The 10,762-nt window shown below is 71.2% G+C and carries 7 protein-coding genes; all 7 read right to left on the reverse strand.

Annotation, left to right across the window (positions count from 1 at the left end; all coding sequences use genetic code 11):
* Nucleotides 1-445: 445 nt before the first annotated feature.
* Nucleotides 446-2,383, reverse strand: coding sequence for an IS66 family transposase (gene tnpC / locus K7C98_RS27580; RefSeq protein ID WP_224194775.1), 1,938 nt, complete (start codon nucleotides 2,381-2,383; stop codon nucleotides 446-448).
* Nucleotides 2,384-2,418: 35 nt separating this feature from the next.
* Complete coding sequence (tnpB, locus tag K7C98_RS27585; RefSeq protein WP_224194767.1) at nucleotides 2,419-2,793, reverse strand: IS66 family insertion sequence element accessory protein TnpB; 375 nt, start codon at nucleotides 2,791-2,793, stop codon at nucleotides 2,419-2,421.
* Nucleotides 2,790-3,092, reverse strand: a complete 303-nt coding sequence (locus K7C98_RS27590; RefSeq protein WP_224194768.1) for a hypothetical protein — start codon at nucleotides 3,090-3,092, stop codon at nucleotides 2,790-2,792. The genes tnpB and K7C98_RS27590 overlap by 4 nt, the downstream gene beginning before the upstream one ends.
* 640 nt (nucleotides 3,093-3,732) lie before the next feature.
* Nucleotides 3,733-5,364 carry a tyrosine-type recombinase/integrase gene (locus K7C98_RS27595; RefSeq protein ID WP_224194769.1) on the reverse strand — a complete coding sequence of 544 codons (1,632 nt, stop codon included), beginning with the start codon at nucleotides 5,362-5,364 and terminating at the stop codon, nucleotides 3,733-3,735.
* A gap of 221 nt (nucleotides 5,365-5,585) precedes the next feature.
* Nucleotides 5,586-6,575: a ferritin-like domain-containing protein gene (locus K7C98_RS27600; protein WP_224194770.1), complete on the reverse strand. Its 990-nt coding sequence runs from the start codon at nucleotides 6,573-6,575 to the stop codon at nucleotides 5,586-5,588.
* 112 nt (nucleotides 6,576-6,687) lie between these two features.
* Nucleotides 6,688-8,313 (reverse strand): ABC-F family ATP-binding cassette domain-containing protein, encoded by a 1,626-nt coding sequence (locus tag K7C98_RS27605; RefSeq protein WP_224194771.1) that lies wholly within the window; start codon nucleotides 8,311-8,313, stop codon nucleotides 6,688-6,690.
* A 397-nt stretch (nucleotides 8,314-8,710) separates the two neighbouring features.
* Nucleotides 8,711-10,762, reverse strand: a 2,052-nt coding sequence (locus tag K7C98_RS27610) for a serine/threonine-protein kinase (protein ID WP_224194772.1), incomplete at its 5' end; no start/stop codon positions are given.

The following is a 10,762-nucleotide window of genomic DNA, read 5'->3' on the forward strand; positions in this document are numbered from 1 at the left end:
AGCGCTGACGACGATGGAGGGAGCGTCGGAGTCTCCGTTCGGACAGGCGAGGGTCCTCGGTCCTATCGTCGCGTCGGTGCGAGGGAAACTACCTAGCGTACGCCAATTCCTCCGCGCGGTGCAACTGGATCCGGGCGAGGCACTGTTCTTCACCACGAGTTCGGAGATCGGGGTTTGGGCGTTCCCCGTACCCTGCGCGCTGAATCTCGAGGCCACGTGGACTCGGCTTGGTTTGCGGCCCAGCACTGTCGTGGATGTTCCGGGTGCCACCGTCGCCGTCGGCGAAGCGCCCTGGGGGGTCGTTCATTTCTCGTCCGGGCAAATGTGGCTGGTCGGCAAGACGAACCAGGACGAGCTGGTGCAGTGGCTGACAGATCTCAGAGGGTCGCTCTCGGGAGGTCCGAACCTGTTGGCCCCCGAGCTCCGCAAGGGCGTTGACGCGTCGTTACAAGTGGTACTGACGCTCCCCGGCGACCCGTACCACGTGCGGATCTGGCGAGCAACGGGTTCGGAGCTCGCCACGGGAGCTGTCCTCTACGAAGTCGGGGTCCCCATTCCTCGGCGTTGAAATGCAGGCGGGGCTTGCTCGCCGAGTGTTGCTCGGCGTGCGGGCTGTTGCCCGGCTTGCAGGTGTTGCTCGGGCGGACGAGTGCTCGAAGGTGGTCTGTACATGCTCGCCGTGCCACGTCATGAAGTGAACTGAGGGCGGCCTGAGGCTCGTCGGCGGAGGAAACGCCGATGAACGACGAAGAGCGAGAGGTCCGGGCTGCGCTGCGGGAGCGCCTGGGTGACAACGAAAAAGAGATTCGGCTGATGCTCGGCCGGTACGAGGGCCGCCACCTGACGATCCGTGGGTTCTTTCGCAAATGGCTGGAGGCCCGTCTGGCGGAGCAGGCGGGATGGATGCTCGACTACATCGATGTGGCGCTGATCGCCGATACCGCGGTGGCGCTCGGCCGCGTCGTAACGATGGAGGCAGCGCCGGGCTCTGCAAGCCGGCCGGGCCTGTACGTGTTCTTGTACAAGCCGTAGGCCGTCGCGGGCCGCGCTGACCGCCCGCGGGCCTGTGCCCGCGGGCGAATTCTTGGGGCAAGACGGCGGTCCCCGGCTCGCGCCGCGCCGCGCGAGCAGTGAATCGCAGATACTCCTCCGGATCGACGTCGCAGAGGATGCAGGTCTCGATCAGCGTGTAGAAGATCGCCGCGACCTGGGTCCCGCGCACCGATCTCGACCCGTAGTGATTCTTGCGCCCGATGACCATGCCACGCAGCGCGCGCTCGGTGCGATTGTTGCTGAGCGGGATCAGCGGATCGTCGAGAAACGCCGTCAGGCCGGTCCAGTTGCCCAGGAGGTAGCCGATCGCATCGGCGAGCGCGCTGCGCGGGAGCGCCGTCTGCTGCCCGGTCCACGCCTTGAGCCTCTCGGTGAGCGTCCGCGATTCGGTGTCACGCCGCAGCCGGCGGAGCTCGAGCGCGACGATCTTTTGCTCGCCCTCGAGGTCGTCGGGCGACGGCAGCTCGCGCTCGATCAGGAACAGCGCGTCGATCATCTCGAGCGCCTGCCTGGCCGGCTCGGGGTACAAGTTGCGGATCTCGAAGAACTTGCGTCGCGCATGCGCGAAGCAGTGGGCGAGCCGCAGCCGACCCTGGCTGCCCTTCGCCAGCGAGCCGTAGGCCCCGTAGGCGTCGCACATCACCACGCCCTCGAACTCGCCGAGCACACCGCGGATCGTCTCGGCCGAGCGGCTCGGCTCGAGCATGTACCAGGCGGCATCGTGGGTCGTCAGGCACCAGACCCACCACTTCTTGCTGCTGTCCTTCTGCATCAGCCGCCAGTGCGTCTCGTCGGCGCCGATGACGTCGTCGCCCAGGACGTACGCGAGCAGCTTGACGTAGCTGGGCTCGAGGAGCTCGGCGAGCGCGTCCTCCTGATCCCACATCGTCTGCGTCGAGATCTCGAGGCCCTCGCGCGCCATCTGCCGGCGCTGGCGATCGAGCGGCAGGTGATTCAGCCGCTTGTCGATCTCGAGCGCGATGGCGAAGTCGATCGAATAGCGACCGCCGGGGATCAGCCGTAGCGGGCCCGGAGCCGTCTTCACCGCCCCGTTGCAGCGACAGCGGTACTTGTGGCGCTTGTGCTTGACGACCACGAATCGCCGCCGCTCGACCGTGACCTCCTCGGCATCCTCGGTGACCTCGCCCATCTCCTCGAGCGAGCCGTTGCACGCCGGGCACGTGCGCGCGTCGTCCGGGAGTCGATGATGCTCCTCGCGCGTCGGCAGCTTCAGCTGCGGCGTGGGCCCGTGCCCTGTCTTCGGCTGCTTCGGCGGCTCGTCGCCGGGCGGGTGCGGGCTCGGCCGTCGCTCCGACGAATCGCCGAAGATCTTTCGAGCGCGATCACGCTCCTCTTATGATCCGCTCACGCGCGGATGACAAGATCTTTTTCGCTCAGCATCGCCGGTGCGAGCGGCACCTTGCCGACGAGCTGGCTGCCCTGCAGGAACAGCTCGAGCTCCGGCCGCGTCAGCGACAACGTCGTCGCGTCCTCGCCTTCCCACAGCGCCGCGAACCGACCACGGGCGAGCCGCTTGATGTACAGCGTCATGCCCGTGCCGTCGAACTGCAGCACCTTCGCCGTCGTGCGCCGCCGATTCGTGAACAGGTACAGCGCCCCCGATAGCGGGTCCTCGCCGAGCGCCTGCTGCACGAGTGCGCCGAGGCCCTCGAAGCCCTTGCGCAAGTCGACCGGCCGTCGATACGCGAACACCGGCACGCGACCGTGTGCTCCGATCACGGCAGCCTCCGCACCAGCTCGACGACCTCCGCGACGCTGAGCCCCTCGATCCGCACACCGCCGGCGAGCACGACGACGATCTCCCGCGGCGTCGTCGACTCGACCTCGACCTGCACCGGCACGAGCAGCGGCGCCTCGACCTCCTGGCCTCGTGACCACGCGCTCAGGTCGGCGACTGCCACGCCGATCTCGCTCGCGGCCTGCTCGAGATCCATACCACGCGCCGCCAACCATCGCCAGCGCGCCAGCACCTTCCGCTTGAACCTCTCGCTCGGCCGCTTCTGCTTCTTCGCCTGCATCGGTCTCACCTCCACGGCGAGACCTCACGCCATTCCGCGCCCGCCCGTCACGACGTGGCACGGCGAGCATGTACGGTGGTCTCGCAGGGGCGATGCCTTCGACGGGCTCCGCGTGAGCAGGTCCACGGCGGGCTCGAGGAGCGAAATGGCGCGAAGTCGCCGCGGTGCGGGGCTTCGCTGGGTGACGGCCGCGCCGGTCGTGACGGGCTCGCTGCGCCAGTTCGGCCGCGACGGCGGCGTTCTTGGCCTCGACGCGGGCGAACGCGTCGGCGCCGATCGGCACGCGCACCGGAGGGCGGGCAGCGTCGACGTTGACCGGCGGAGCTGCCGGCGGCGACTTGCATGCGGGCTGCACCGGGAGGGTGTCGGCCGCCGGGGGGTGTTGGCCGGCGTGTGGGCTGTTGCTCCGCGCGGGCGTCGGCGAGGCGGCGGACGCGGGGGCTGTTGGCTTGCGCGCGGGCTGTTGCTCCGTGCGACGGCGGGGCCCGCCGGGTGTTGGCCGCGCGCGGGCCGTCGGCGAGGCGGGGGGGTGCTGGCTGGCACGCGGGCTGTTCGTAGGTCGGCAGCGCACGGGGGACGTAGCGACGGCGCCCCCGGACGGCATCGTCGCCGGGGGCGCCGTCCAGCGACGTGCGCAGGGCTACATCGGAGCCGAGGTCTCGACCGCGGGGACGTCGATCGGCGCGGCGCGCCGGCGCGACTCGCCCCGCGGGGGCCGGCGGCCTGGCGCGCGCCCGACCTCGGCCGCCGGCAGCGCGAGGGTGGCCGCGATCTGTTGCCAGGTGCCGTCGCTGCACCAGCGCTCGTACCAGCGCCACGCGGTGGTGGCCCTGCCGTACTCGGCGGGGATCTCGCTCCACTTCGCGCTGGTGTGCAGGACCCAGCGGATCCCGTCCACGGTTCGGCGGAGGTCGGTGCGCGGGCCGCCGCAGGGGCCGCGCGTGCTCTCCACGATCGCCGCGATCGCCTTCCACTGCGCGTCGCTCATCGGCACGAACGGCGCCGGCGGCAGCGCGGGGACCGGCGTCGCGGCCTCGACGATCCGCTCGGTAGCCTGCTCGAGCCCCTGGCGGACGACATCGTTCGCCAGGTGGGCGTAGCGCTCGGTCGTCCGCGCCTGCTTGTGGCCCAGCAGCTTGCCGACCGTCGCCAGCGGGACGCCGCTCATCAGCGCGTCGCTGGCGAAGCTGTGCCGCAGGTCGTGCAGGCGGACGTCCGTCAGGTCGGCGGCCTTGCGGATGTTGTACCAGGTGGCGTTGAGGCCGGTCAGGCGCGTCCCCTTGGCGGTGCGCAGCACGTATCCGGTGCGCGGGTTGCCGGTCTGGTCGTGAATGTGCTTCAGCAGCGCGAGCACGCGGGCCGACACCGGGACCTTCAACTCGCCGGTCTTGGTGTCGGGGATGTTCAGCAGCGAGTGCTGCCAGTCGACCATCGGCCACGTGAGCGTCAGGATCTCGTCGCGGCGGCGGCCCGTCAGCGCGAGCAGATCGAGCGCCCACACGCTCTGAATCTTCAGATGGCCGCGCCGACCGGCGGGGATCTTGAGGCCCGCCTGGATGACCGCGTGCAGCCGCTGGCGCTCCTCTGGCGACAGAAAGCGCTCGCGCTTCGGCATCGGGAATAGCCGGCACCCGTGGGCCGGGTTGCGCATGTCGGGGGCGAGCTCCCAATCATCGATGATCCGGGCGTACAGGCTGGAGACCACCATGACCATGTTGTTCGCGGCGCCGGGCCGGTCCTTCATCTGGCCGTGCAGCTCCGACACGTCAGACCGCTTGATCGTCCGGTAGTCGCGGTCGCCGAGCGGCGGAATGTTCTTCTCCTTGTCGGTGAGACCCGGCAGGATGATCGTCTCGAGCTGATGCCGGTACCGTTCGGCTGTACCTGGCTTCAAGTACACGTCGACGTAGGTCCGCACGAACCGCTCGGCGAGCTCGCGGAGCGTGACGATCTGGAACGGTGCCCGTTCCACCTGTTTCACTCGTGCGGCCTTGCCCGCGGCCCGTGGGCTCGCCGGCTCATCGTCGTTCGCGTCGGCGGCGACGTCAGCGAGCATCACGGCGGCACGCCGCCGCGCCTCATCGATCGACAGAGCGGGCCCGAGCAGTCCGATCTTGACCCGGTGATCCTTCCCATCGAAGCGGTAGCGAATCAGCGCAACCTTCTTCCCGCTGGGCAGAACCCGCAGGATGAACCCGGGGAGCGCATCGCAGGTGACTTCGTACTTCATCGCGCGAGGCTTGCACTCGCGCACAAAGGCAGCAGTGATCATGACCCTTCCTCCTACCCCCAAATCTTCGAGACAAATTCGAGCCAAGCTAGAGCGACTTGGGACCTGTCCCTAATAACATATTCTCGCGCTCAATGGCGCGCTGGGCGGATCTAGACCACACGTACCGTATTGGTGATGTGAGACCTGCGCCGATTCCACCTCCGTCAGTCCGGCTCCACGTGCTGCTCGGCCGCGCTGACCGCAGGGGCATGTCCTGGAGGTCAGGCGGCCAGGCCGGCGTCGGCGCCCAGGCGGCGGGCGAACAGCTCGGCCATGCGGACGGCGTGGTCGGGCTCCGGCCAGCCGAGCTCGCGCGGGGTGGCGGCGGCGGCCCGGCGCGAGCTGGCGGCGAGGTCGGCCAGGGCGCGGGTCTGGGCGCGGGCGAGGGCGCCGCGCTGCTCGGGCGTGAGTTGGTCCCACAGCCAGGCGTGGAGGTCCCAGGCCAGCTGCCCGTGGCGCAGCTCGTCGGCGGCGATCCGCGAGAACAGGGCGCGCAGCTCGAGCGAGCGGGCGTGGGCGGCCTGGTGGGCGGCGACGACGGCGGCGAAGGCCTCGGACACGCAGCCCTCGACGGCGTTGTGCAGGGCCACGGCGAACAGGTCGTCGGTGGGAGGGTCGGCGCGCGGCGGGACGACCTCGGCGCCGTCGCGGCGAGCGAGGGCCTCGAGCGCCTCGGCGTGGCGGACCTCGTCGACGGCGGCCTCGCAGCAGCGAGCGACCAGCGGGAAGGGGGCGCGGCGGCGCTGCAGCCAGTCGGCCAGCTCGGAGAAGGCGGTGACGGAGGCGCGCTCGAGGTGGGCGTGGACGGCGAACCACGCGGCGCGCGAGTCGACGGCGACGTCGGCCTCGACGTGGCCCTGCGGGCGGCGGCCGGTGCAGAACACCCAGGGCGTGTAGGTGACGGTGCAGGTGATCGAGACCTCGACGTTGGTCGGGTCCCACGGGTCGTCGGGGTTGTCCTCCGGCCCGACGGCCTCGCACGCGTCGACGTTCTCGACCTCGCCGTCGACCAGGTTGCGGCAGGCGCTGTCGCACCGCTGGTCGTCGTTGCCGCTGTTGTCGCGGACGTGCGCGAGGGCGTCGCCGTTGACGGTGCCCTCGAACTCGTCGGTGCGTTCCCCGGGGTCGGGGCAGCAGCCGGCCGCCTCGAGGGCGAGCACGACGGCGGCGACGGCGAGCAGGCGGACGCGGGGAGGACGCGAGACGATCATGACAGTACTGCCTCTTGCCAGAAATCGAAGCCCAAGGCCGCAAGATGCGGCGGACCCAACTTGACGCAGAGACGTCGATCGTCAAGCGCGGACGGGGTGTAATGCGCTTACATCAGTTCGCGCGCATGCCTGGGGCCTCGTGGCCGCTCTGGGCCACGTACTCGCTGTAACCGCCGCCGTAGACCCGGGGCTCGCCGGCGCCGAGCTCCAGCACCCGGTTGGACAGCGCGGCGAGGAACCGGCGGTCGTGCGACACGAACACGATGGTGCCCTCGAAGTTCGACAGCGCGCCGACCAGCATGTCCTTGGTCGCCATGTCGAGGTGGTTGGTCGGCTCGTCGAGGACCAGCAGGTTCGGCGGGTCGTAGAGCATGCGCGCCAGCACGACGCGCGCCTTCTCGCCGCCCGAGAGGATCCGGATCGGCTTGTCGGCGTCCTCGCCCGAGAACCCGAACGCGCCGGCGAGCGCCTTGAGCTGGCCGATCGAGGCCAGCGGGAACGCGGCCATCAGCGAGTCGAGGACGGTACCTGTCCCTTCGAGCAGGTCCATGGCGTGCTGGGCGAAGTAGCCCAGCTTGACGGCGGCGCCGATCGTCACCTCGCCGCGGTCGGGCCGGGTCTGGCCGGCGATCAGCTTGAGCAGCGTCGACTTGCCGGCCCCGTTCTCGCCCATGATGCACCACCGCTCCTTGCGGCGGATCATCAGGTCGAAGCCGGCGTAGATCGTCTTCTTGCCGTAGGCCTTGTGGATGCCCGCCAGCTTGACGACGTCGTTGCCGGAGCGCGGGGCGACGCGGAAGTCGAACGACAGGACCTTGCGCCGCCGCGGCGGCTCGACCTTCTCGATCTTGTCGAGCTTCTTGACCCGCGACTGCACCTGCGCGGCCCGCCCGGCCTGGGCCTTGAAGCGCTCGATGAAGCGGATCTCCTTGGCCAGCATGGCCTGCTGGCGCTCGTACTGGGCCTGCTGCTGGGCCTCGCCGAGGGCCCGCTGCTGCTCGTAGAAGTCGAAGTTGCCGCCGTAGGTGGTGAGCTCGCCGCCGTCGATCTCGAGGATCTTGGTGACGATCCGGTTGAGGAACTCGCGGTCGTGGCTGGTCATCACCACCGCGCCCTGGAAGTCCTTCAAGTAGCCCTCGAGCCACAGGATCGACTCGAGGTCGAGGTGGTTGGTCGGCTCGTCGAGCAGCAGGACGTCGGGGCGCATGAGCAAGATCCGCGCGAGCGCGACCCGCATCTTCCAGCCGCCCGAGAGCTTGCCGACGTCGCCGTCCATCATGTCCTGGCCGAAGCCGAGGCCGGCGAGGATCTCGCGCGCGCGGGCGTCGAGGCCGTAGCCGCCGAGCTCCTCGAAGCGGGCCTGGACCTCGCCGAAGCGGGCGACGAGGACATCGAGCTCGTCCATGCGCGCGGGGTCGGCCAGCGCCAGCTCGAGCGCGGCCAGCTCGGCGGCGACGGCCGCGACCGGACCGGCGCCGTCCATGGTCTCGGCGACGACGCTGCGCCCGGACATCTCGCCGACGTCCTGGCTGAAGTAGCCGAGCGAAATGCTCTTCTCGACCCGCACCTGGCCCTCGTCGGGGCTCTCGGTCTGCATGATCATGCGGAAGATGGTGGTCTTGCCGGCCCCGTTGGGCCCGACGAGCCCGACCTTCTCGCCGCGGAAGACGGTGGCCGAGGCTTCGACGAACAGCAGCTGCTTGCCGTGCTGCTTCGAGATGGCGTCGATGTGGATCACGGGCGCGGAGACTACATGAGCCGCGCGGCCGGTCCCCCCGCGAGGCCCGTGCGGAGGTGCACGGCGTGATCGCCGCGAGACGAGAAAGGCCCGTGGAAGCCCGAATTCGCGGTCCTGGAGCCGCTTTGGCCGGCGCGGTCAGGTGCACGTCTCGACCTCTTCGAGCCTGGTGCGCAGGGCCGCGAGCTCCTCGGGCCCGGCGCCGAGCCTGGCTCGCGACGCCGCGGCGAGGGGGCGCCGGTACGACGGCTTCATCGGTCGGTGCGCCGGCGCGAGGCGTGAGCCGCAGCGGTCGGTCGGCCCGACGCGAGGCCGGCGAGGCTGAAGCGGGCGCCGAGGCGGACGAGGAGGCGCCTGACCGAAGAGACAGGGAGGCCGACCGCGCGGCCCTCGGCCATCAGCGCCGCTCCGCCTCGAAGCGCGCGATCAGGCGGTCGAGCTCGTCGCGCAGGCACTCGATGCACTCGAAGCGGAAGTCGCCCATCTTGCACGCGCCCGGCGGGGCGGAGGCGATCCGCTGCAGGCCGGGCAAGGCGCGGGCGTCGCCCTGCTCGCGGATCTTGGCGAGGATCGGGCGCTTGTCCTCGCAGTCGGAGACCTGCTCGAACCACGCGAGGTTGCGCAGGTACAGCGGGATCGCCGGCTTGTCCTCCTCCGGCGCGAGGGCGATCGCGGCGCCGGCACGCTCGCGGGCGCGGGCGTCGTCGCTGGTCAGGAGGACGCGCGCGTGCGCGGCGTAGGCCGCGGGGACCTCGGCGATCTGGTCCTCGATCGGGCCGCGGCCGCGAACCCCGGGCGCGGCGCCAGCGGCCTGACGCCCGTCGGCGGGGGCCGGCGCGGCGGCAGGATCGTCGGGGTCGGAGATGTCCTTGGGGACAGCCATGCGGCTGGCGACGGCGGCGGCGATCACGAACAGGGCGAGGATGACGAGGCCGCTGAGCCAGACGGCGCGCGGGATCGCGGCGGCGCTGCCGGCCTGCTCGGGGCGGGTGACGGCGTGGCTGGCGGTCGTGACGTTGCCGGACGCGGCGACGGCCGGACGCGAGGCGGTCGAGGCCGCAGGGCTCGCGGCGACCGGCAGCGACGCGGAGGCGGAGACCGCCGGATGCGAGGCGGTCGAGGGCGCGGCGACGGGCAGTGACGCGGAGGCGGAGACCGCCGGATGCGAGGCGGTCGAGGGCGCGGCGACGGGCCGCGACGTGGAGGCGGAGACCGCCGGATGCGAGGCGGTCGAGGGCGCGGCGGGCAGCGACGCGGAGGCGGCCGACGCCGACGCGCTGGCGGCCGGCTTCACGGCGGCGATGACGGTGCCGGGGTTCGCAGCGGCGGGCGAGGCGATGGCTGCAGCTGGCTTCGCCGTCGCGGGGGTATGGGCGGCGACGCGAGCGGGCTCGGAGGCCGGATGTGACACCGGCGGGGCGGAGGCGAGATGCGGCGTCCGTGAGCCGGAGAAGGGCAGCTCGCTCCGCGGTGGTTCGGCGGCGGGATGCGGCGCCGGTGGGGCGGCGAGCGCGGCCGCGGCGACGCGCGGCGTGGCGCCGGCGAGTACGGAGTCGACTTCGGCGCTGAGGGCGAGCTTGCGCAGCTCGTCGCGCACGACGGCGGCGTTGGCGGGCCGTCGCTCGGGCTTGCGGTCGAGCAGCTGGTCGACGAGCGCCGACAACATCGGCGGGATGTCGCTGCGGAGGCTCCGCAGGCTCGGCGCCGGTCGGGACAATTGCGCGGCGAACAGGTCGGTGACCGCTTCGGCGTCCCACAGGTATCGACCGGTGCACGCCTCCCACAGGATGACGCCGAGGGAGTAGAGGTCGGCGCGGACGTCGACGGGCTGGCCGACGGCCTGCTCGGGGGCCATGTAGCCGGGCGTGCCGACGACGGCGCCCATGCGCGTGATCGGCTTGCCGATGCCGGCGAGCGTGCCGGTGGTGTGGGTCTCGTCGGCGGCGACGCGGGCGATGCCGAAGTCGAGGACGCGGGCGTGGAAGCTGCCGTCGTCGCGCGGCTCGAGCAGGATGTTGTCGGGCTTGAGGTCGCGGTGAATGATGCCGAGGCCGTGCGCGGCGGCCAGGGCGTCGGCGATCTGGGCGCCGAGCCGACAGGCCGCGAGCCAGCCGAGCGCGCCCTCCTCGATCTGCTTCGTGAGGCTGCGGCCGCGCACCAGCTGAATCACGAGGTAGGCGCCGCCCTCCGGCAATTGGCCGTAGTCGATCGCGCTGACCACGTGCGGGTGATCGAGCCGCGCGGTCGCCAGCGCCTCGCGGGTGAACCTGGCCTCGGCCTGACTGTTGGCGGCGAACTGGGCGCGGATGGTCTTGAGCGCGACGTGCTTGTGCAGCTTGAGGTGCTCGGCGACGAAGACGGCGCCCATGCCGCCCTCGCCGAGCAGCTCGACGATCCGGTAGCGGCCGTCGATGATCCGGCCGATCCACCGGGTGGGGCGGTCGTCGGC

The organism is Nannocystis pusilla, from assembly GCF_020073745.1.
Classification (GTDB): domain Bacteria; phylum Myxococcota_A; class Polyangia; order Nannocystales; family Nannocystaceae; genus Nannocystis; species Nannocystis radixulma.

What these genes read in the sequence shown, in the direction of transcription:
- K7C98_RS27590 (WP_224194768.1), bottom strand. Translation starts at nt 3,092, where the DNA reads ATGCAGGCGAAGAAGCAGAAGCGGCCGAGCGAGAGGTTCAAGCGGAAG.
- K7C98_RS27595 (WP_224194769.1), bottom strand. Translation starts at nt 5,364, where the DNA reads ATGATCACTGCTGCCTTTGTGCGCGAGTGCAAGCCTCGCGCGATGAAG.
- K7C98_RS27600 (WP_224194770.1), bottom strand. Translation starts at nt 6,575, where the DNA reads ATGATCGTCTCGCGTCCTCCCCGCGTCCGCCTGCTCGCCGTCGCCGCC.